At 71.0% G+C, this 21,833-nt stretch carries 18 protein-coding genes; 8 read left to right on the top strand and 10 right to left on the bottom strand.

From position 1 onward, the window contains the following. Nucleotides 1–70 precede the first annotated feature (70 nt). Complete coding sequence (locus tag ACTWP9_RS01455; protein WP_443244069.1) at nucleotides 71–790, top strand: hypothetical protein; 720 nt, start codon at nucleotides 71–73, stop codon at nucleotides 788–790. Nucleotides 791–808: 18 nt separating this feature from the next. Here the strand turns inward: ACTWP9_RS01455 and ACTWP9_RS01450 are convergent, their stop codons facing one another. Next, complete coding sequence (locus tag ACTWP9_RS01450; RefSeq protein WP_443244068.1) at nucleotides 809–2,020, bottom strand: pyridoxal phosphate-dependent aminotransferase; 1,212 nt, start codon at nucleotides 2,018–2,020, stop codon at nucleotides 809–811. Nucleotides 2,021–2,108: 88 nt separating this feature from the next. Between ACTWP9_RS01450 and ACTWP9_RS01445 the strand changes: the two genes are divergently transcribed. Then, on the top strand, nucleotides 2,109–2,804 hold the full coding sequence (locus ACTWP9_RS01445) for a winged helix-turn-helix transcriptional regulator (protein WP_443244067.1): 696 nt from the start codon (nucleotides 2,109–2,111) through the stop codon (nucleotides 2,802–2,804). 48 nt (nucleotides 2,805–2,852) lie between these two features. Here the strand turns inward: ACTWP9_RS01445 and ACTWP9_RS01440 are convergent, their stop codons facing one another. Further along, complete coding sequence (locus ACTWP9_RS01440) at nucleotides 2,853–3,758, bottom strand: LysR family transcriptional regulator (RefSeq protein ID WP_443244066.1); 906 nt, start codon at nucleotides 3,756–3,758, stop codon at nucleotides 2,853–2,855. Between the two features lie 71 nt (nucleotides 3,759–3,829). On the opposite strand from ACTWP9_RS01440, the gene ACTWP9_RS01435 reads away from it, so the two are divergent. Further along, complete coding sequence (locus ACTWP9_RS01435) at nucleotides 3,830–5,086, top strand: M24 family metallopeptidase (RefSeq protein ID WP_443244065.1); 1,257 nt, start codon at nucleotides 3,830–3,832, stop codon at nucleotides 5,084–5,086. A gap of 10 nt (nucleotides 5,087–5,096) precedes the next feature. Next, nucleotides 5,097–6,284, top strand: coding sequence for a mandelate racemase/muconate lactonizing enzyme family protein (locus tag ACTWP9_RS01430; protein ID WP_443244064.1), 1,188 nt, complete (start codon nucleotides 5,097–5,099; stop codon nucleotides 6,282–6,284). Nucleotides 6,285–6,361: 77 nt separating this feature from the next. On the opposite strand, the gene ACTWP9_RS01425 is transcribed toward ACTWP9_RS01430, so the two are convergent. From ACTWP9_RS01425 to deoC, 3 genes are read right to left on the bottom strand one after another with little or no spacing between them, the layout of a single operon-like run. Continuing rightward, a complete protein-coding gene (locus ACTWP9_RS01425) occupies nucleotides 6,362–7,255 on the bottom strand; it encodes an aldehyde dehydrogenase family protein (RefSeq protein ID WP_443244063.1) in 894 nt (297 codons plus the stop codon). Continuing rightward, nucleotides 7,242–8,684, bottom strand: a complete 1,443-nt coding sequence (locus ACTWP9_RS01420; protein WP_443244062.1) for an aldehyde dehydrogenase family protein — start codon at nucleotides 8,682–8,684, stop codon at nucleotides 7,242–7,244. Before ACTWP9_RS01420 ends, ACTWP9_RS01425 begins: the two co-directional genes overlap by 14 nt. 3 nt (nucleotides 8,685–8,687) lie before the next feature. Next, nucleotides 8,688–9,665 carry a deoxyribose-phosphate aldolase gene (deoC, locus tag ACTWP9_RS01415; protein WP_443244372.1) on the bottom strand — a complete coding sequence of 326 codons (978 nt, stop codon included), beginning with the start codon at nucleotides 9,663–9,665 and terminating at the stop codon, nucleotides 8,688–8,690. Nucleotides 9,666–10,307: 642 nt separating this feature from the next. Here deoC and ACTWP9_RS01410 point away from each other — a divergent pair. Further along, nucleotides 10,308–11,156 carry a PH domain-containing protein gene (locus tag ACTWP9_RS01410; RefSeq protein WP_443244061.1) on the top strand — a complete coding sequence of 283 codons (849 nt, stop codon included), beginning with the start codon at nucleotides 10,308–10,310 and terminating at the stop codon, nucleotides 11,154–11,156. 137 nt (nucleotides 11,157–11,293) lie between these two features. On the opposite strand, the gene ACTWP9_RS01405 is transcribed toward ACTWP9_RS01410, so the two are convergent. The 4 genes from ACTWP9_RS01405 to ACTWP9_RS01390 all read right to left on the bottom strand — a co-directional run bounded on the left by ACTWP9_RS01405 (nucleotide 11,294) and on the right by ACTWP9_RS01390 (nucleotide 15,439). Then, nucleotides 11,294–12,142, bottom strand: a complete 849-nt coding sequence (locus tag ACTWP9_RS01405) for an arylamine N-acetyltransferase family protein (RefSeq protein ID WP_443244060.1) — start codon at nucleotides 12,140–12,142, stop codon at nucleotides 11,294–11,296. 115 nt (nucleotides 12,143–12,257) lie between these two features. Beyond that, complete coding sequence (locus tag ACTWP9_RS01400) at nucleotides 12,258–13,958, bottom strand: phospho-sugar mutase (RefSeq protein WP_443244059.1); 1,701 nt, start codon at nucleotides 13,956–13,958, stop codon at nucleotides 12,258–12,260. A 114-nt stretch (nucleotides 13,959–14,072) separates the two neighbouring features. Next, nucleotides 14,073–14,894, bottom strand: coding sequence for a purine-nucleoside phosphorylase (locus tag ACTWP9_RS01395; RefSeq protein ID WP_443244058.1), 822 nt, complete (start codon nucleotides 14,892–14,894; stop codon nucleotides 14,073–14,075). 107 nt (nucleotides 14,895–15,001) lie between these two features. Next, complete coding sequence (locus tag ACTWP9_RS01390; protein ID WP_443244057.1) at nucleotides 15,002–15,439, bottom strand: gamma-glutamylcyclotransferase; 438 nt, start codon at nucleotides 15,437–15,439, stop codon at nucleotides 15,002–15,004. Nucleotides 15,440–15,974: 535 nt separating this feature from the next. Between ACTWP9_RS01390 and ACTWP9_RS01385 the strand changes: the two genes are divergently transcribed. The 3 genes from ACTWP9_RS01385 to ACTWP9_RS01375 all read left to right on the top strand — a co-directional run bounded on the left by ACTWP9_RS01385 (nucleotide 15,975) and on the right by ACTWP9_RS01375 (nucleotide 19,736). Next, nucleotides 15,975–17,426: an NAD(P)H-quinone dehydrogenase gene (locus tag ACTWP9_RS01385; protein ID WP_443244371.1), complete on the top strand. Its 1,452-nt coding sequence runs from the start codon at nucleotides 15,975–15,977 to the stop codon at nucleotides 17,424–17,426. 167 nt (nucleotides 17,427–17,593) lie between these two features. After that, nucleotides 17,594–18,514 (top strand): DeoR/GlpR family DNA-binding transcription regulator, encoded by a 921-nt coding sequence (locus ACTWP9_RS01380; RefSeq protein WP_443244056.1) that lies wholly within the window; start codon nucleotides 17,594–17,596, stop codon nucleotides 18,512–18,514. Nucleotides 18,515–18,608: 94 nt separating this feature from the next. Next, nucleotides 18,609–19,736 carry a CapA family protein gene (locus tag ACTWP9_RS01375; RefSeq protein ID WP_443244055.1) on the top strand — a complete coding sequence of 376 codons (1,128 nt, stop codon included), beginning with the start codon at nucleotides 18,609–18,611 and terminating at the stop codon, nucleotides 19,734–19,736. Between the two features lie 109 nt (nucleotides 19,737–19,845). Here the strand turns inward: ACTWP9_RS01375 and ACTWP9_RS01370 are convergent, their stop codons facing one another. Further along, nucleotides 19,846–21,630 (bottom strand): ATP-binding protein, encoded by a 1,785-nt coding sequence (locus ACTWP9_RS01370; protein ID WP_443244054.1) that lies wholly within the window; start codon nucleotides 21,628–21,630, stop codon nucleotides 19,846–19,848. Between the last annotated feature and the right edge of the window lie 203 nt (nucleotides 21,631–21,833).

Raw genomic sequence — 21,833 nt, 5'->3', positions numbered from 1 at the left:
GGGGGTGCCCCCGGCCGGAGGGCTCGGACGCCAGTACGATGCCCCCTTCCGTCGAAGGAGGCATCGTCACGTGCAGGGCAACACCGTCCACGAACCCGGCCGGCCCGAAGACCTGCCGCACCCCGAACGGCTATGGCGCCACGGTGTGTTGTGCGCGCTGGTCGCCGCCTCGACGGGGGAGTCGTGCGCGGAGCAGTTCGAACACCCGTGGTGGGTTTTCCGGGACCCGTATGAGCTCGGCTGGGACGACGCGGGCGGCCAGTGGTGGATACTCCGGCCGCTGCCCGAGGGCCGCGCCGCCCTCTTCGGCGTCGACCACGAACTCAGCGACACCCGCAGTCCGTATGCCCCGCCCACCGACCTCTTCGACGGTGCTCCCGAGTGGCTGCCGCTCAAGAAGCTCCGAGCCATGGACGACATGCTCGGCTACCTCTACTGGTACGACGGTGCGGCATGGCACCGCGCCCCGTACCCGGAGGGCTTGAAGGACGACGGCCTTGAGACGACCGTCGGCAAGTTCATCACCGAGGAACTGGCCGTCGACGAGGCGGCGTGCACTTTCACGGAGGGCCTCGGACCGGTCGATGCCACCCTGCCCGTGGTACGCGGGCTGCTCGGCCTGGTCGAGCGGCGTGCGGTGACGGAGGCGGCGGTACGGGAGCTGTTCGAGGCCCTGTCGACGAGCGCGGACGAAGAGGACAACGGAGACGGGATCGAGCCTCCCGAGGGCGGCTGGGACTTCGCCGCGCTGCTCGACGTCGCGCACCGGGCGCGCGTCACCCCTGCCTGAGCCGGGCGCGGGCCGGGCTCACTGCCGGTAGCCCTCCAGGAAGCGGCCGATGCGGGAGATCGCCGCGTCCAGGTCGTCCGCGCGCGGCAGCGTGAGGACGCGGAAGTGGTCGGGCTGCTTCCAGTTGAAGCCGGTGCCCTGGACCACCTGGATCTTCTCGCGCAGCAGCAGGTCGAGGACGAACCGCTCGTCGTCGTAGATCTTGTGCATCTCGGGGTCCAGCCGGGGGAACGCGTACAGCGCGCCCTTCGGCTTGACGCAGCTGACGCCGGGGATCTCGTTCAGCTTCCGCCAGGCCACGTCGCGCTGTTCGTGCAGCCGCCCGCCGGGCAGTACCAGGTCCTCGATGGACTGGCGGCCACCGAGGGCGGCTTGAATGGCGTGCTGGGCGGGGGCGTTGGGGCACAGTCGCATGGAGGCGAGCATGCCCAGGCCCTCCAGGTAGTCGCGAGCGTGCTGCTTGGGCCCGGAGACCAGCAGCCAGCCGGAGCGGAAGCCCGCCACCCGGTAGGACTTGGACAGGCCGCTGAAGGTGAGGCAGACCAGGTCGGGGGCCAGCGCCCCCACGTGGTGGTGGACGGCGCCGTCGTAGAGGATCTTGTCGTAGATCTCGTCGGAGAAGACCATCAGCCCGTTGCGGCGGGCCAGGTCGAGGATGCCCTCCAGCAGCTCGCGCGGGTAGACGGCGCCGGTGGGGTTGTTGGGGCTGATGATGACGACGGCCTTGGTGCGGGGGGTGATCTTCACCGCCATGTCGTCCAGGTCGGGCAGCCACTCCGCCTGCTCGTCGCACACGTAGTGCACGGCCTTGCCGCCCGCCATCGTCGTCACGGCCGTCCACAGCGGGAAGTCCGGGGCCGGGATGAGGATTTCGTCGCCATCCTCGACCAGCGCCTGTACGGCCATCGAGACGAGCTCCGAGACGCCGTTGCCGAGGTAGATGTCGTCCACGTCGGCCTCGGGGAAGCCGCGCTGCTGGTAGTGCTGGGCGACGGCGCGGCGGGCCGGGAGGATGCCGCGCGACTCGGTGTAGCCGTGCGCCTGGGGGAGCATCCGCACCATGTCCTGGATGATCTCCTCCGGCGCCTCGAAACCGAACAGCGCGGGGTTGCCGGTGTTCAGCCGCAGCACGCTGTGTCCGGCCTCCTCCAGCGCGTCGGCCTGCTCGATCACCGGGCCGCGGATCTCGTAACAGACCTCGCTGAGCTTGTTCGACTGCCGGAACTCCATGCTGCCCCGCCCTCCTGGTCCACATCTGGCTACTTGGTTCTACCAAGCCCGGGCTTGGAAAGTCCAACTACTTGTCTAGACTGAGCGCATGCCGAGTCAGCGTCACGCGAGTACGACCAGCCAGGGGCGGTCCCGCCGCAGTTACGACCAGTTCTGCGCCATGGCGCGCGCCCTCGACTCCGTGGGGGACCGCTGGACCCTGCTCATCGTCCGCGAACTCCTCGCCGGGCCCCGCCGTTACACCGATCTGCACGCCGACCTGCCCGGCGTCAGCACCGACGTACTGGCCGCGCGGCTCAAGCAGATGGAGGGCGAAGGGCTGGCCGAACGGCGCCGCCAGCCGCGGCCCGCCTCCGGCTACGTCTACGAACTGACCGAGCGGGGCCGCGCCCTGCTGCCCGTACTGACCGCGCTCGCCTCCTGGGGCGCCCCCGCACTGGGCAAGCCCCGCGCCACCGACGCGGTACGCGCCCACTGGTGGGCCCTGCCGCTGCGGGACGCCGTACGCCGCGCGATCGGCACCGAGGCAGCCGCCATGGTCGACGTCATACTCCCCGAAGGCGCCTTCCACCTGCGACTGGGCGACGGCCACACCAAGGACACCCCGCTCTACGGCGAGGGCCCGTCCCCCCAAAGTGCGGAACTGCGGCTGGAGCTGGACGCGGAAGCCTGCGTAGCCCTCGCCGACGGCTCGCTGACCCTGGCGGACGGCGTCCGGGCAGGAACGGTACGGGTGGCAGGGGGAGCGGGCCCACTGGCACACGCGCTGGGGACGGACGGCTAGCCGCGGTCCCATGACGGGCCGGGTATCAGCGCAGCCGCCAGGCTTCGCCTACCCCGGCACAGCCGCACGCAGTGCGTTCACCAGCGCCGCCACCGCAGGCTCCTCGGCCGCGCCCCGGCGGACCGCGACCGAGATGGTGCGGGTGAGCCGCAGCCCGGACACCTCGCGCAGCCGTACGTCCGTGGACAACGGCTCCGCGACGAGCCGCGGGATCAGTGACACCCCCAGTCCGGCCTGCACCAGCGCCATGATGACTGTGTAGTCGTCGCTGGTGTAGTCCAGGTGGGGTTCGAAACCGGCGGCCTGGCACGCCCGTTCGAGTACCGTCCGCAGGGCGTTGTCGCTGTGCGGCGCGATCCATGGCTGGTCACGCAGGCTCGCCAGCGTGACAGGACCGTCCGGCAGGGCGGCGGGTTCCTCGGGAGGCAGGGCGGCGACCAGCGGTTCGTGCAGCAGCGGCGACAGCGCGACACCGCTGTCGGCAAGGCGCGGCAGCAGGTCGTACTCGTAGACGAGGGCCACGTCGCACTCGTGCTGCCGCAGCCCGGTCACGCACCGGTCGGGCTCCCGTTCGTCCAGCAGTATCCGCAGGTCGGGGTGGGCCGCGCGGCAGGCGGCGATGGCGGGTGCGGCCAGTGCGACCGCGGCGCTGGGGAAGCTGCTGAGCCGCACCGTGCCGCGTACGGCCCGGCGCAGCGCAGACACCTCGGAGCGTGCCTTCTCCAGCTCAGCCAGCACCCGCTCGGTGTGCGCGACGAGCACGCGGGCTGCCTCGGTCAGTACCACTCGCCGGCCATCGCGTACGAGCAGCGGAGTGCCGGCCTCGCGCTCCAGCAGTGACAGCTGTTGCGAGACGGCGGAGGGAGTCAGACAGCACGCCTCCGCGGTCGCCGCGATCGTGCCGTGCACGGCCAGCTCCCGCAGCAGCCGCAGCCGCCGCACCTCGTAGACCATGTAGGCACGCTAACGGCAGGCATCGGAAATCGTCGCTGGTTACGCGGGTACGCCGCACCCACACTGGCGCCATGACAGCCGAACTCCTGCCTGCCGTACCGAAGTCGGCGGCCCCCGCACCGGTGCCCCCGGCGGAATATGCAGCGCGGATCACCGCGCTGCGCGCCGCGATGCGTCGCCGCGGCCTGAGCGTGCTGGCTCTCGCCAGCCCGGAGAACGTGCACTATCTGCTGGGTCTCGACCACATGGGGCACTTCGCCTTCACCCTGCTGGTGCTGCCCCGCAGCGGCCCGCCGGTGCTGGTGGCCCGCCGGATGGAACGGCACACCCTGCGCGCGCAGGTTCCCCATGTGCGGCACGCGCTCTACGGGGACGGCCGTGACCCCGCGCGCGTCGCGGCGCAGGAGATCGCCCGCGGCTGCCCGGACGGTGCCACCGTCGGAGTCGAGGCGCAGACGATGGCCTTTCCGCCTGCTGTCCTCGACCGTATCCGCGGCGCGCTGCCCGGCCTGCGGTGGGCCGACTGCTCGACGCTTCCCGCGCGGCTGCGCAGCGTCAAGTCGCCTGCCGAGACGGCGCTGGTCCGGCAGGCCGCCGGGATCTCCGCAACGGCGATGCGGGCCGCGCTCGGCACGGCGGGGGTGGGCGTCAGCGAGCGTGCCGTCGCAGCCGAGGCACAGCGGGCGCTGATCCAGGCGGGCGGTCAGCAGCCCGGCTTCGCCCCGCTCATCCGCTCCACAAGGCGACTCGGCCAGGAACACGTCAGCTGGAGCGAGTACCGACTGGAGCCGGGGGAGGGGCTGTTCGCCGAACTCTCCGGCTGCGTTCACCGCTACCACGCGCCCATGAGCCGCACCCTCTACGGCGCCGAAGCGCCTGCGGCAGCGCGCCGGTCCGCCGTCGCCGCGCACGCGGGGCTGCGTGCTGCGCGGGACGCACTGGTTCCGGGCGCCCGCACCGGCGCGGTGTACGCGGCGTGGGCCCAGGCGGTGGCTGAGGTCACCGGGCGGCGACCGCGTCGGCATCACTGCGGCTATCTCACCGGCATCGGCTTCCCACCCAGCTGGGTGGGCGGCGCCTCGGTGCTCGGCATCCGGTCGGGCGGGCGTACCCGGGTGCGCACCGGAATGGTCTTCCACCTCATGTCCTGGGTCGAGATGTCCGGGACCGACCGGCCGGCCGGCTATGTGGTCTCCGACACCGCGCTCGTCACCCAGGACGGCTGCGAACTGCTCACCAGAGACGGCCCCGTGGAGCCGGTGCCGCTCGGCGCCACGGACCAGCCGACCGGCGCCACGGACCAGCCGCCCGCCCACATCGCGAACTGAAGGGGAACCCATGCGCATCACCCGAGTACGGGCCACGCCGGTGGCCGTGCCGTACCGCAGCGACGAGGTGTGGGCGTTCGGACGCCGCAGCGGACTCGTCGCCCTCCTGGTCGAGGTGGACACCGACGAGGGGCTGACCGGGCTGGGCGAGGCCGCAGCCTACCCGTCGGCCGACGTCGTCCTCGCCGCGCTGCGTGCGATGGAACCGCTGGCCGTGGGGGCCGACCCGCTGCGGATCGAGCAGCTCATCCAGCGCATCGACGTCGTCGGCACCTACCACCACACCGGATCCAGCAGCCCGGCCGCGGCAGCGCTGGAGACCGCCTGCTGGGACCTGCTCGGCAAGTCCTGCGGACAGCCGGCCGTCAGCTTCTTCGGCGGGCGCTTCCGCGACCGGGTCGAGTTCTTCCACTACGTCGCGGCCGGCACCCCCGAAGAGGTACGCGCCGAGGGCGTCCGTGCGGCCGGCGCGGGCGCCCGTACCTGCTACCTCAAGGTGGGCGCCGACGACCTCGGCACCGACATCGAGCGCGTCGCGGCGCTCCGTGACGGCGCGGGGCCCGGCATGGCGATCCGTGTCGACGCCAACGAGGCATGGTCACCGGGCGCGGCCGTACGGGCGATCAGGGAGCTGGAGCGGTACGGGCTGGAACTGGTCGAGCAGCCCACCTCGGGCCGCAACCTGGCCGAGATGGCGTACGTACGCTCGCGGATCGACACGCCCCTCCTGGCGAACGAGGCGTCCTGGACCCGCGCCGACCAGCTGGCCGTCCTGCAGCACGGCGCCGCCGACGTCGTCTCCGTCGACCAGCAGATGGACGGGGGCCTGCTGAACCTCAAGCGCTCCGCGGGGATCTGCGCCGCCGCCGGTATCCCCGTGGTCAAGCACTCGCTGGGCGAGCTGGGTGTGGCAGCTGCCGCCGCCGTGCACGTCGTCGCGGCCACCCCGAACTTCCGGCACGCCGGCCAGGGGTACGGTGCCCTGCTGACCGACGACATCGTCCAGGGCGGCTTCGCGGGCCCGCTGGACCGCTACACCGACGGCACCTTGGCCGTCCCCGAGGGACCCGGCCTCGGCGTCGCCCTCGATCCTGAGAAGGTCGCGCGCTACGCGGAGTTGTACCGGGAGGCGGCCGACTCCTTCACCTTCCATGACCCCGGAGCGCTCAAGGGTGCCCCGGCACTGCCGAAGCGGTAGACCCAGCCAGGGGTGCCGTGGACTGCTGGGCACCCCTGACCCGCGTACAACGGCCGTCAGATGCTGTACGAACGCAGTCAGGCACCGATCGGGTGCCACACCGTCTTCGTCTCCAGGAACGCGGTCATCCGCTCCAACCCCGGCTCGGCGAACCAGTCGTCGCCGTTCGGCCGCAGCACCCGCTTGAGGTTCTCCGCCGCGGCGCCCTCCAGCTCGGTCGCCAACTCCCCGTCGGCGCCCGCCAGATCGATCGCGTTCACATCCTGGTGCGCGGCCAGCGGGCGGGCGATCTCCGCCGTGTCGCCGGACAGCACATTGACCACGCCGCCGGGCAGATCGGAGGTCGCCAGCACCTCCGCGAGGGAGAGCGCGGGCAGCGGCGCGGTGCGCGAGGCGACGAGGACTGCCGTGTTGCCGGTGACGATCACCGGCGCCAGTACGGAGACCAGACCCAGCAGCGACGACTTCTGCGGCGCCAGCACCGCCACCACGCCCGTCGGCTCCGGGGTCGACAGATTGAAGAACGGGCCCGCGACCGGGTTGCCGCCGCCCACAACCTGGGCCACCTTGTCGGACCAGCCCGCGTACCAGACCCAGCGGTCGATCGCCGCGTCCGTCTGCGCCTGCGCCTTCGCCTTCGACAGCCCCTCGGCCGCCGCCACCTCGGCGGCGAACTGTTCGCGGCGGCCCTCCAGCATCTCCGCGATCCGGTAGAGGATCTGCCCCCGGTTGTAGGCCGTCGCGCCCGACCAGCCGCCGAACGCCTTACGGGCCGCGACGACCGCGTCCCGCGCGTCCTTACGGGAAGCGAGCGGGGCATTGGCCAGCCACTGGCCCTTTCCGTCGGTCACCTCGTACACCCTGCCGCTCTCGCTGCGGGGGAACTTCCCCCCGACGTACAGCTTGTAGGTCTTCAGCACGGACAGCCGGGCGGCCCGTGCCGGGGATGTACGTGCCTCAGGCGTGCTCAAGGTAAGCCTCCAGACCGTGCCTGCCACCCTCGCGGCCGTAACCGGACTCCTTGTAGCCGCCGAACGGCGAGGTCGGATCGAACTTGTTGAACGTGTTGGCCCATACGACGCCCGCCCGCAGCTGGTTGGCCAGCTTCAGAATGCGCGAGCCCTTCTCCGTCCAGATCCCGGCGGAGAGGCCGTAGGGCGTGTTGTTGGCCTTCGCGACCGCCTCGTCGGGCGTACGGAAGGTGAGTACCGACAGCACCGGGCCGAAGATCTCCTCCCGGGCGATCCGATGTGCCTGGCTGACGCCCGTGAAGACGGTCGGCGCGAACCAGTAGCCCTCGCCGGGCAGCTCGCACGGCGGCGACCAGCGCTGGGCCCCCTCCGCCTCGCCCGCCTCGGCCAGCTCGGTGATCCGGGCCAGCTGCTCCGCGGAGTTGATGGCGCCCACATCGGTGTTCTTGTCCAGCGGATCACCGACCCGCAGGGTGCCCAGCCGCCGCTTGAGCGCGGCCAGCACTTCCTCCTGCACCGACTCCTGCACCAGCAGCCGGGAGCCCGCGCAGCACACCTGCCCCTGGTTGAAGAAGATGCCTCCGACGATGCCCTCCACCGCCTGGTCCAGCGGCGCGTCCTCGAACACGATGTTCGCGCCCTTCCCACCGAGCTCGAGGGTCAGCCGCTTCTGCGTCCCTGCGACGGTCCGCGCGATCTCCTTCCCCACGGCGGTCGACCCGGTGAACGCCACCTTGTTCACATCCGGATGGCTCACCAGCGCCGCGCCCGTCGCACCGTCCCCCGTCACGATGTTGACGACGCCCTTGGGCAGCCCGGCCTGCCGGCAGATGTCCGCGAAGAACAGCGCCGACAGCGGCGTCGTCTCGGCGGGCTTGAGCACCACCGTATTGCCGGTGGCCAGCGCCGGAGCGACCTTCCAGGCGAGCATCAGCAACGGGAAGTTCCACGGGATGACCTGCGCGGCAACCCCCAGCGGACGCGGATCGGGCCCGCACCCGGCGTACGAGAGCTTGTCGGCCCACCCCGCGTAGTAGAAGAAGTGCGCCGCCACCAGCGGCAGATCGGCGTCCCGCGTCTCCCGGATCGGCTTGCCGTTGTCCAGCGTCTCCAGCACCGCCAACTCGCGGGAACGCTCCTGGACAATACGAGCAATCCGGAACAGATACTTCGCCCGCTCGGCCCCCGGCAGCGCGGACCACGGTCCGAAGGCAGCGCGAGCCGCCCGCACCGCCGCATCGACATCGTCCCCGTCGCCGTACGCGACCTCGGACAACACCTCTTCACTGGCGGGCGCCAGCGTCTTGAACACCCTCCCGGAGGCCGCCTCACGGAACTCCCCGTCGACGAAGAGCCCGTAGGACGGCGCGATGTCGACGACGGAGCGGGACTCGGGCGCAGGCGCGTAAGCGAACAATTTTGCGTTCACAGCTCAGTCCACCGTTACGTAGTCGGGACCGGAGTAGCGCCCGGTCGAGAGCTTCTGACGCTGCATCAGCAGATCGTTCAGCAGGCTGGAGGCACCGAACCGGAACCAGTCCGGGCTGAGCCAGTCGTCACCCAGCGTCTCGTTCACCATCACCAGATACGCGACCGCGTCCTTCGCCGTACGGATCCCACCGGCGGGCTTCACCCCCACCTGCCGCCCGGTGGCCGCCCGGAAATCGCGGACGGCTTCCAGCATCAGCAACGTGTTCGGCGGCGTCGCGTTGACGTTGACCTTCCCCGTCGACGTCTTGATGAAATCGGCCCCGGCGAGCATGGCCAGCCAGGAGGCCCGCCGGATGTTGTCGTAGGTGGCCAGCTCCCCGTTCTCGAAGATCACCTTCAGATGAGCACCCCCGCAGGCGGCCTTCACCTCCTGGATCTCCTCGAACACCTGCATATAGCGACCGGCCAGGAAAGCGCCCCGGTCGATCACCATGTCGATCTCGTCGGCCCCGGCCGCGACCGCCTCCCTGGTGTCCGCCAGCTTGACCGACATCGCGGCCCGCCCGGACGGGAATGCGGTGGCCACGGACGCCACATTGATCTCGGCCGCCCCCAGCTCCGCCAGCGCCTGCTTGGCGACGGCCGCCATGTCCGCGTACACGCAGATGGCAGCGACCCGGGGCGTCGACCGATCGCCTGGATCGGGACTCGCACCCTTCGCGCACAGGGACCGCACCTTGCCCGGCGTATCGGCCCCTTCCAGCGTCGTCAGGTCGATCATCGAGATCGCCAGATCCAGCGCGTACGCCTTGGCGGTCGTCTTGATGGAACGGGTCCTCAGCGCACCGGCCCGGGCCTCCAGCCCGACCGCGTCCACGCCGGGAAGCCCCTGCAGAAAGCGACGGAGAGCGGCATCGGAAGTCACGACGTCGGAGAGGGAGCCCCTCCCCGCGTCGCGAGGGGCCGCATCGGTAGACATGCTCACCAGAGCACCATATCTACGCGCGTAGTGGCTGTCACCCCATCCGCCCGACCATTACTGGCCGGCCACCCACCGGCAGCTCCCCCAACCGAGGTCGGCGCCTTTCAAAAGGAAGTCCGCACACCCGGCCCACCGCCCACCGGCGTGCCACGAGCGGAGCGAGAGTACGAAACCGCAACCCGAAGGCGGCAGCAGCCAGCTCCCCCGAAACCCAAACCGACCGGACGGTCGGTTCCCGAAACCCCAACCCCAAGACGGCGGCGGTACGGCGCGCAACCCAAACCCACCCGCACCAGCAACCAGTACGACGCGCAACCCAAGACCCCTCCCCCCGTAGCCGGCCGCAAGGCGCGTTCGCACGAAACAAGATCCCGGCAACCAACGCCAAATTTACGCATCCCACCAACGCCGCCACCCCAGGGCGGAGCCAGCACTCAGAGGAGCCGCAACCGCAAGCACGACCGCAGCAACACGCGACGTCCCCCGGCGGACGATCAGCACCACCGAATCCGCCGCCAACGCGGAAGCCGCCACCTCCTCTTCGCCCCACGAAAACTCATCGCTTCCCGCCCCCCGGGGGGTGTCTTCGATGCCGTACCGCAATGTCCGTCATGCGGACGGTCCGGCACAATCGTTCGCATGACGAGCGAGGAGAAGGATCAAGGCGACGGAGCCGGAAAGGGATCCGGCGGCGAGGCCGAAAACGAAGCCGGCGAGGCCGGTAACGGATCCGCCGACGAGGCGGGAACCGAAGCCGGTAACGGATCCGCCGACGAGGCGGGAATCGAAGCCGGCGGCGAGTCCGGAAACGGACCCAGCGGCGAGTCCGGAAACGGACCCGGCAGCGGCGGTCAGCAGTTCCCGGACCGCGTATACCGCTCGCCTTCCGGAATGGCGGGCGGCATCGCGCTGCTTGCCATCGGCGTGTGGCTCTCGGCCGACGCGATCGTCGGCGGCGAGGGCCGCACACCATGGCTCGCCCTCGCCGGACTGTTGCTCGTCGTGCCGCTCGTCGTCGCCTTCACCCTGCGCCCCGCCGTGTTCGCGGGGGAGCGGCGGATGCGGGTACGCAACCCCTTCCGGACGATCGAGGTGCCGTGGGGGACCGTGGAGACGGTGCGCGCCGGGTACTCCAGCGAGGTCGTCGCGGACGGCACGAAGTACCAGCTCTGGGCCATCCCCGTCTCACTGCGGGCCCGCAAGAAGGCGACCCGGCACAACGAGCGCATCGCCTCGGGCCGGCCGCCCGCCGCCGGGCCCGGTGGGCTGTTCGGCGGACGCGGCCTGCCGAATCTCGGAACGGACGAGTCCGAGCCACGAGAGAAGCGGGCTCCCTCCGACCAGTCCGTCGACGAACTCCGCGAGCTGTTGGAGACCCACGGCCCGCAGGAGGAGGCCCAGGGCGAGGTCGCCGTCCGCTGGTCCTTCGAGGTCATCGCCCCGGCCGCGGCGGGCGCGGTCCTTCTGGCCGTCCTGCTGCTGGTCTAAGGCTTGTCCGTCGGATCTTGCTGACCGGGCAAGCGCCGTAGGGGACGCGCCCCGAAGGGACGCGGGGCTGTGCTCATATGCTGCTCCGCCGCGTGGGCACCGGCACGAGGCGCGCGGCAAGATCTGCCGGACACGACCTAACCCTCCAGCTGCCGCATCCGCTCGACCAGCAACTCCGCCTCCTCCGCCGACAGCTCCACACCGAAGGTGTCCGACAGCAGCTTGGGCAGCTCGTGCGGCTCCACGGTGCGCTTCTCGTCCGGCTCGGCGCTACCGGCAGCGGTGGTCGTCCAGTTGAGGCCGTCGAGCTGGTCGGTGCGGTCGGGGCGGATGCGCTGGAGGAAGGGGCGGCGGTTGAAGGGGGAGTGGTCGCTGGTGGCTATGAAGTGGTTGCCGAGCTGGTAGTCCACCGGATACTGCGGGTTCTCGGTGAAGTTGTGCCGCACCATCCAGCCGCCCCGGCCGTCGGGCTCGTACAGCGCCCAGCCGTCCGCGCCCGGCGTGATCTCCGTACGGCGTAGCAGGAACGCCCGCCCCTCGATCGTCACCTCGTCGCCGTCCCCGCCGTCCACCAGCTCGATCGGGGCGAGCGGGCTGGCGCCGAAGCCGATGTCGCTCAGCCAGCGCCGCCCGTCGAGGTCGACCAGCAGCATCGCGTGCGTCGCCGGAAGGATCTTCTCCGCACCCATCTGCACCCGCCCGCTCAGCGCGGTGAACCGGAAGCCCAGCCGCTCCAGCGCCGCCGCGTACAGCGTGGCCTGCTCGTAGCAGTAACCGCCCCGGTCACGGCGGACCAGCTTGTCCTGGAGATCGGCGAGGTCGAGCGAGACCGACCGGTACAGAAAGCTGTCCAGATTGTCCCAGCGCACCGAGAGCACATGCGCCCGGTGCAGCCCACGCAGCGTCTCCAACGTGGGCGCCCGCTCCCCCTCGTACCCCAGCCGTCCGAGATACGCCTCAAGATCGAGCTGCTCACCGTGCCACATGGTCGTTGGTCTCTCCCCCACGGAGTGCTGCGAGTACGTTCGGCTGACTGCTCCGGGTAACTCACGCGACGGGGGCGGCTATTCCGCAGCACAGCCGCCCCCGGTCCTCCCGGGCTCAGAACCCCGTCGCCCGTTTCAGATCGGCCTTGATCCGGTCCAGTACGCCCGCCGCCCGCTCCCGCGCGCCCGCGAGCTGGGCAGGAGGGCCGACCGGGACGACGACCTCCAGATAGCACTTGAGCTTCGGCTCCGTACCGCTGGGCCGGACGATGACACGGCCGCCCTCGACCCCCTCCGAGCCGGCCAGCCGGTAGCGCAGCCCGTCCGTCGGTGGAAGAGAGTCGCTGCCCTGGCTCAGATCGTCGGCCTGGGCAACGGCCAGCCCGCCCAGGGCAGTCGGCGGCTCGGAGCGCAGCCGCCGCATCCCGGCGGCGATCAGCGACAGGTCCGCCACCCGCACCGACAGCTGGTCGGTCGCGTGGACGCCGTACTCGACGTCGAGGTCGTCCAGCAGATCCGTCAGCGTGCGCCCGGCCTGCTTCAGTTCGGCGGCCAGCTCGGCGACGAGCAGCGCCGCCGTGATGCCGTCCTTGTCGCGTACGCCCTCCGGGTCGACGCAGTAGCCCAGCGCCTCCTCGTAGCCGTACCGCAGCCCCTCCACCCGGGCCAGCCACTTGAAGCCGGTCAGCGTCTCGGCGTACGGCAGCTTCGCGGACTCGGCGATCCGGGAGAGCAGCGAGGAGGAGACGATGGTCGTCGCGAACGTGCCCTTGGCGTGCTTGCGGATCAGATGGCTGGCCAGCAGCGCGCCCACCTGGTCGCCGCGCAGCATCCGCCAGCCGCTCTCGGCGGTCGCGTCCGGTACGGCGACGCCGCAGCGGTCCGCGTCCGGATCGTTGGCGATGATCACGTCCGGGCGCTCGCCGCGGTTGGCCTCCCAGGCGCGCGCGGTCGCGAACGCGCGGTCCATCGCGCCGGGCTCCTCCGGATTGGGGAACGCGACGGTGGAGAAGTCGGGGTCCGGCTCGGCCTGCTCCGGCACCGGAACGATCCCGGGGAAACCCGCCCGCTCGAAGGCGAGCTGCGCCGTGCGGTGGCCGACGCCGTGCATCGCTGTGTGCACGACCCGCACCTCGCGCGGCGAGCCCTCGGTGAGGACGGCGCCGGTACGCGTGAGGTAGGCATCCCGTACGTCGTCGCCGAGCACCTGCCAGCCGGAGTCGGGGCGCGGCACGCCACTCAGCGGACCCACGGACGCGATCTCGTCCGCAATCTCCCCGTCGGCGGGCGGCACGATCTGCAGACCGTCGTCCAGGTAGACCTTGTAGCCGTTGTCCCGCGGCGGATTGTGGCTGGCGGTGACCATGATTCCGGCGGCGGCGCCCAGGTGCCGTACGGCGAACGCCAGCACCGGGGTGGGCAGCGGCTCGGGCAGCGTCGCAGCGCGTAGCCCCGCACCGACCATGACGGCCGCGGTGTCCCGCGCGAAGTCGGCGCTCTTGTGCCGCGCGTCGTACCCGATCACCACCAGCGGCCGGCTCCCCTCCTCCGTGCGGGCCCGCAGATACGCGGCGATCCCGGCCGCCGCGCGGATGACGACGGACCGGTTCATCCGCATCGGACCCGCGCCCAGCTCACCGCGGAGCCCGGCCGTGCCGAACTGGAGGGTGCTGGAGAACCGGTCCCGCAGCTCCTCCAGGTCCCGGGCCTCGACGAGCTTTGCGAGCTCCTCGTGGGTCTCCGGGTCCGGGTCCTCGGCCAGCCAGTCACGGGCCCGGGCGAGCAGCGCGTCGTCGTCCCGCAGGCCGTCGCTCATCTTCTTGGTCCTGCCTTTCACAGTGGGGCTGGAGAGCCGGAAGGGGTGAGTGCCTGACCGCCCTCAAGCTGCGGAAGGGCGGCCCGAAGCCGTAAAGAAGCATCGGCGAACCGGTCAGATCCGCTTCAGCACCTCGCCGAGCAGCGTCCCCATGCGTACCGCCGAGTCCCGGCCCGCCTGAAGGACCTCTTCATGGTTGAGGGGCTCGCCCGTCATCCCGGCGGCCAGGTTGGTCACCAGCGAGATCCCGAGCACCTCGGCCCCGGCCTCACGTGCGGCGATGGCCTCCAGGACGGTGGACATGCCGACCAGGTCTCCGCCGATGGTGCGGACGTAACCGATCTCCGCGGGGGTCTCGTAGTGCGGCCCGGGAAACTGGACGTAGACGCCCTCTTCCAGCGTCGGGTCGACCTCCTTGCAGAGCGCGCGCAGCCGCGGCGAGTAGAGGTCGGTCAGGTCGACGAAGTTGGAACCGACGATGGGGGAGGTGGCGGTGAGGTTGATGTGGTCGCTGATGAGTACCGGCTGACCCGGCCGCATACCCGGCCGCAGCCCGCCGCAGCCGTTGGTGAGGACGATGGTCTTGCAGCCCGCCGCCACGGCCGTGCGCACCCCGTGCGCGACGGCCGCGACACCGCGGCCCTCGTACGCGTGCGTACGGCCGAGGAAGACGAGCGCGCGCTTGTCGCCCACCCGGTGCGAGCGGATCTTGCCGGCATGGCCCGCGGCGGTCGGCGGCGGGAAGCCCGGCAGCTCGGTGACCGCGAGCTCGTGGTCGGCCACCCCGAGCGTGTCGGCCGCGGGCACCCAGCCCGAGCCCATGACGAGAGCCACGTCGTGACTGTCCTCGCCGGTCAGGGCCCGCAGCTTGGCGGCGGCCTCCTCGGCGGAGCGGTAGGGGTCGTCGGCGATGTGCGTAGTGGCAGAAGCGTTCACGCGACGAGGGTAGCCCGTTATCGCCTACGCGCGTAGACGTGGGACGCAACTCGTCTCCAAGTCCGGACGAACACACGGCCGAAACCGGCGCGGGACGGTATTTTCCGCTAGCAGGGCCGCTTACGGAGCTCCATGACGTAGTCGTGCGGCGCCCCCGCCGACTCCGCGGCGTCCGCCACGTCCCCCAGATAGCGGGCCGAGGGCAGGCCGCCCTCGTAACCGTTGAGCACAAAACACCACGCGGGCTCCTCGCCCTCCAGCGTCTGCACCCGCACCCGCATCCGCCGGTATATGTCCAGCCCGACGCCCTCCCAGCGGTCCACGGACTCCTCGTCCATCGGCGCGATGTCGTACAGCGCCACAAAGGTCTGGCAACGCGGCGCCTCCACGATTGTGGCCAGCGCCCCGTCCCACCCCATGTGCTCCCCTCCGAAGGTGAGCCGCCAGTCCGTGAGCCACCCGGTCCCCCGAAGCGGAGAGTGCGGCGCACGGCGGGCCATCAGACGGGCGTCGAGATTGCCGGCATACGCGGCGTAGAGCGACATCCCCCGAGCGTAACGGCCCCCTGCAAAGCACACCGGCACTGCGGGTGACGCCCACGCAGGAGGATCCACCCCAGATATGGGCGCCACCCGCAGACAAAGGGCAGCAGCCCCCGGGCGGAGCTCCCTCACGTCAATAGATCAAGCACTCGCGGAAGGGGGGTTCTAGGGGGGCGAAGCCCACCTGGCGGGGGGCCGTTGGGGGGCGGAGCCCCCCGACACGACCTGTCGGCGCAAGCCGAAACCCAACGAGGCGTGCCCCCACAAGCACCGGCAGGCAGCCGAAGAACAAACGAGGCGTGCCCCCACAAGCACTCAGCGCAAGCCGAAGAACAAACGAGGCGTGCCCCCACAAGCACTCAGCGCAAGCCGAAGAACAAACGAGGCGTGCCCCCACAAGCACTCAGCGCAAGCCGAAGAACAAACAATGCGTGCCCCACAAGCAAAGCGGGACAGCGGGCGGGGGCCCGCAAAAACGGCGGCCCCTCCCGCAGGGAGGATGCACCCCGATGCGGCGCACCCCACACGGTGCGGGACAATAGGGCATGTGACTCGGATCGTGATCATCGGCGGCGGCCCTGGCGGATACGAAGCAGCCCTGGTGGCAGCGCAACTCGGCGCGGAAGTCTCCGTCGTCGACTGCGACGGCCTCGGCGGCGCCTCGGTGCTCACCGACTGCGTACCGTCCAAGACGCTCATCGCCACCGCCGAGGTGATGACCAACTTCGACTCCTCCTACGAGGAGCTCGGCATCCGGGTCGAGGACACCACCCACGACCCCGACGACCCGGCCCGCGTCGTGGGCGTCGACATCGGCAAGGTCAACCGCCGCGTCAAGCGGCTGGCCCTCGCCCAGTCGCACGACATCACCGCTTCCGTCACCCGCGCGGGAGGCCGCGTCGTCCGCGGCCGTGGCCGCGTCGAGCCCGGTCAGGCGACGGACGGCTCCCGCATCGTCACCGTCACGGCGGCGGACGGCAGCCAGGAGCAGCTCACGGCGGACGCCGTACTGATCGCCACCGGTGGTCACCCGCGTGAGATCCCCGACGCCCGTCCGGACGGCGAACGCATCCTGAACTGGACGCAGCTCTACGACCTGCAGGAACAGCCCGAGGAGCTCATCGTCATCGGCTCCGGCGTGACCGGAGCCGAGTTCGCCGGCGCCTACCAGGCGCTGGGCTCGCAGGTCACCCTCGTCTCCTCGCGCGACCGGGTGCTGCCCGGCGAGGACCCGGACGCCGCCGCCGTCCTGGAGGACGTCTTCCGGCGACGCGGCATGAACGTGATGAGCCGCTCCCGCGCCGCCTCCGCCAAGAGGACGGAGGACGACCGGGTGGAGGTCACCCTCCAGGACGGCCGTACGATCACCGGCACGCACTGCCTGGTGGCGGTCGGCGCCATCCCGAACACCGCGGACATGGGTCTGGAGGAGGCCGGGGTCCGGCTCAAGGAGTCGGGCCACATCTGGACCGACAAGGTCTCCCGCACCACGGCCCCCGGCGTCTACGCCGCGGGCGACTGCACCGGCGTGCTCGCGCTCGCCTCCGTCGCAGCCATGCAGGGCCGGATCGCGATGTACCACTTCCTCGGCGACACGGTGAATCCGCTCGACCTCAAGACGGTCTCCGCGAACGTCTTCACCGACCCGGAGATCGCGACTGTCGGCTACACCCAGGCGGACGTCGACAAGGGCGCCATCGAGGCCCGCGTCGTCAAGCTGCCGCTGCTGCGCAACCCGCGGGCGAAGATGCAGGGCATCAGGGACGGTTTCGTGAAGCTGTTCTGCCGCCCCGGCACCGGGATCGTCGTCGGCGGTGTGGTCGTCGCGCCGCGGGCCAGCGAGCTGATCCATCCGATCTCGATCGCCGTTGACAACAATCTGACCGTCGAGCAGATCGCGAACACCTTCACTGTCTACCCGTCGCTCACGGGCTCGATCGCCGAGGTCGCCCGCCAGCTCCACACCCGCAAGCTGGCCGAACTCCACTGACGCGCCGCCGAGACGAAGCCGCCCGCCCAAAACGATCCCCTATACCACGTTGAGCGCTGCCGTACGAACAATTTCTGTTAATCGGCGCATAGCGCTGAAAGCAGACGGTCGTTGGCGTTACTGTCAGTTTCGTGTTCGCTGCGGAACGTCGTCAATTGATCCTAGAAATGGTGCGAGCTAACGGAGCGGTCTCGCTCCGCGAGCTGGCCCGCGTCGTCCAGACCTCCGAGGTGACCGTACGCCGTGACGTACGGGCGCTGGAGGCCGAAGGACTCCTCGACCGCCGTCACGGCGGGGCCGTGCTACCGGGGGGCTTCACCCGGGAGTCCGGCTTTCCCCAGAAATCCCATCTGGCCACCGCGGAGAAAACGGCCATCGCCGACCTCGCCGCGGGCCTCGTCTCGGAGGGCGAGGCCGTCGTCGTCGGAGCCGGTACGACGACACAGGAGCTCGCGCGGCGGCTCGCGAGAGTGCCTGGCCTGACCGTCGTCACCAACTCGCTGCTGGTGGCCCAGGCGTTGGCGCACGCCAACCGCGTGGAAGTGGTGATGACCGGCGGCACCCTGCGCGGTTCCAACTACGCGCTGGTCGGCAGCGGCGCCGAGCAGTCCCTCCAGGGGCTGCGGGTCTCCCGCGCCTTCCTGTCCGGAAGCGGACTGACGGCCGAGCGCGGGCTGTCCACCTCCAACATGCTCTCCGCGAGCGTGGACCGGGCGCTGGTGCAGGCGGCCGGCGAGGTGGTGGTCCTCGCCGACCACACCAAGCTGGGGACCGACACCATGTTCCAGACGGTGCCCACCGACGTGATCACCCGACTCGTGACGGACGAACCGCCTCCGCACGACGACCGCGCGGACACCGAGTTGCAGGCCCTCGCCGACCGCGGCGTCCAGGTCACCGTCGCCGGAACCGCGGCGCCGGCCCCCCATGACAGGGGGCGCTCCGAGGTCCCCATGCCCACCCCACGCCGGGCCGCCGCCTCCCAGGGTGGGAGCCCGAACCAGGGAGGGGGTACCCCTCCCACTCATCTGCGGTCGGCCCCCGCGGGCCCGCCCCGGGTGGCGGACCTGGCTCCCAGGCGCCGCTAGCAGGGATGCAGATCGCCGGGCTCCCGCGAGGCGAAGCCCTCGTGAGAGCCCTGGCGAGTAGCAGCGGACGAGAGGGCTCCACTACCGTGGAGACGTGTCCGGGAACGCGGTGACGCTTGCCCTGACCGGCGACGTCATGCTGGGGCGCGGCGTCGATCAGATCCTGCCGCACCCCGGCGATCCCCTGCTGTGCGAGCCCTGCATGCAGGATGCCGGGGATTACGCCGCACTGGCGGAGGCGGCGAACGGGCCGGTGCCACGCCCGGCCGACTTCGGCTGGCCCTGGGGCGAGGCCCTGCGCACGCTCGACGAACTGGCCCCCGACGCCAGGATCTGCAACCTGGAGACCAGCGTCACGCGCAACGGCGACTTCGCCCCGTGCAAGGACGTCCACTACCGGATGAGCCCCGCGAATGCGCCTGCCCTCGGCGTCGCCCGGCCCGACGTGACCGTACTGGCCAACAACCATGTGCTCGACTTCGGCGTACGCGGGCTGGTGGAAACGCTCGGCACCCTGGGGGAGGCCGGGCTACGGACGGCCGGTGCGGGCCGGGACGCGACCGAGGCCCGGACACCGGCGGTCGTCCCGCTCGGTCCGCCCGGCGCGGAGAGCGGCGGCCGGCTGCTCGTCGTCTCGATGGGGTCGCCGTCCAGCGGCATCCCCCGGCACTGGGCCGCGACGGGCAGGCGACCGGGGGTGCACCTGGTACGGGAGTCGTCCCTCGCGGATGCGGGGGAAGTCGCCCGCCGGGTGGCCGAGTTGAAACGCCCGGGCGACCTCGCCGTCGCCTCGGTCCACTGGGGCTCGAACTGGGGCTACGACGTACCGCCCGAGCAGGTGCGGTTCGCGCACGCGCTGATCGACGGCGGGCTGGACCTCGTCCACGGTCACTCCTCGCACCACCCGCGCCCCGTCGAGCTCTACCGGGGCAGGCTCGTCCTCTACGGCTGCGGGGACTTCATCGACGACTACGAGGGCATCAGCGGCTACGGCGCATACCGCGACGACCTGCGGCTGCTCTTTGCCGTCTCACTTGACGCGGATACCGGGCTGGCATCGGACGTGCGGCTCATCCCTTTCCAGGCCCGCCGGATCCGCCTCGTTCCTGCGTCGCCCGCAGACACGGAGTGGCTACGGGCAACCCTCGACCGGGTCAGCGCTCCCTTCGGAGCACGGGTCGAGACGGACCCGCCCGGGGCTCTCACGGTACGGGCCGGCTGAAGCGGCGCCGCAACCCCTTCCCGCCGCGGCCCCTTTCAGCGGAAAGAAGGGCAGCGGCGGGGAAGAAGGGCAGCGGCGGGAAGAAGGCTGCGGCGAAGAAGCCGAGGCTTCAGTCCTTGATCTCGCAGATGACGGCGCCGGACGTCACCGAGGCGCCGATCTCCGCGTGGAGGTCCTTCACGGTGCCGGAGCGGTGCGCGTTCAGCGGCTGCTCCATCTTCATCGCTTCCAGGACGATGATGAGTTCGCCCTCCTCCACCTGCTGGCCCTCCTCGACGGCGACCTTGACGATGGTGCCCTGCATCGGGGAGGCGAGCGCGTCGCCGGAGACGGCGGTGCCGGACTTCTTTGCGGCCTTCCGCCGCGGCTTGCGGGCGCCGCCCTCGACCGCGGCGCGTGCCAGCGGCATGCCCAGCGAGGACGGGAGGGAGACCTCCAGCCGCTTGCCGCCGACCTCGACGACGACGGTCTCGCGACCCGCGGCCTCCTCCTCGTCGGTCTCTCCGACGACGGGAGCCGCGAACGGCTTGATGTCGTTGACGAACTCCGTCTCGATCCACCGGGTGTGGACGTCGAACGACTCGCCCTCGCGGCCGCTGACCTCGGGGGCGAAGGCGGCGTCCCGTACCACCGTGCGGTGGAAGGGGATCGCGGTGGCCATGCCGGTCACCTCGAACTCGTCCAGCGCCCGGGCAGCGCGCTCCAGGGCCTGCCGGCGGGTGGCGCCGGTGACGATGAGCTTGGCGAGCAGCGAGTCCCACGCCGGGCCGATCACCGAGCCGGACTCCACACCCGCGTCGAGCCGGACACCGGGACCGGTCGGCGGGGCGAAGGTGGTCACGGTGCCGGGGGCCGGGAGGAAGTTGCGGCCCGGGTCCTCACCGTTGATACGGAACTCGAAGGAGTGACCGCGCAGCGGGGGGTCGTCGTAACCCAGCTCTTCGCCGTCGGCGATCCGGAACATCTCGCGGACCAGGTCGATACCGGTGACCTCCTCCGTCACCGGGTGCTCCACCTGGAGGCGGGTGTTGACCTCCAGGAAGGAGATGGTGCCGTCCTGGCCGACGAGGAACTCGCAGGTGCCGGCGCCCTCGTAACCGGCCTCGCGGAGGATGGCCTTGGACGCGCGGTACAGCTCGGCGTTCTGCTCGTCCGTCAGATACGGCGCCGGGGCCTCCTCGACCAGCTTCTGGTGGCGGCGCTGGAGGGAGCAGTCGCGGGTGGAGACGACGACCACGTTGCCGTGCTTGTCGGCCAGGCACTGGGTCTCCACGTGCCGGGGCCGGTCGAGATAGCGCTCGACGAAGCACTCGCCGCGGCCGAAGGCGGCCACGGCCTCGCGCACTGCCGAGTCGTACAGCTCGGGGACCTCCTCCAGCGTGCGGGCGACCTTCAGACCGCGACCGCCGCCGCCGAAGGCGGCCTTGATGGCGATGGGCAGGCCGTACTCCTCGGCGAAGGTGACGACCTCCTCGGCGCCGGAGACCGGGTCCTTGGTGCCCGCGACGAGGGGGGCGCCCGCGCGCTGCGCGATGTGCCGGGCCGCGACCTTGTCGCCCAGGTCGCGGATGGCCTGCGGGGGCGGGCCGATCCAGTTGAGGCCCGCGTCGATGACCGCCTGCGCGAAGTCGGCGTTCTCGGAGAGGAATCCGTAGCCGGGGTGCACGGCGTCGGCGCCCGAATCGGCGGCGGCCTTCAGCACCTTGGTGACATCCAGATAGCTCGCCGCCGGGGTGTCACCGCCCAGCGCGAATGCCTCGTCGGCCACGCGGACGTGCAACGCGTCCCGGTCCGGCTCGGCATAGACGGCGACGCTCGCGATTCCCGCATCCCGGCACGCGCGGGCAACGCGGACGGCGATTTCGCCGCGGTTGGCGATGAGCACCTTGCGCACGATGGCTCCCTCCTTGAAACAAGCTGAGTTTAGGTACAGGCGACACCTGAGGCCGAGCCGCCAAGGGGGGTGAGCTTGCCCACACGGAGTGTCATCCGCGGGTCGCGCAGAACCGGATCTCCCCTCGTTGTCCCACGGTACGCCGCATTCGACGCGGGATCGTCCGCCTCAGGCATGTGGGCTAGCTCTCTGTCGGAGTCGTG

The organism is Streptomyces sp. 3N207 (genome assembly GCF_052246355.1).
In the GTDB taxonomy this organism is placed as follows: Bacteria; Actinomycetota; Actinomycetes; order Streptomycetales; family Streptomycetaceae; genus Streptomyces.
This window is presented reverse-complemented; position numbering and strand designations above follow the sequence as displayed.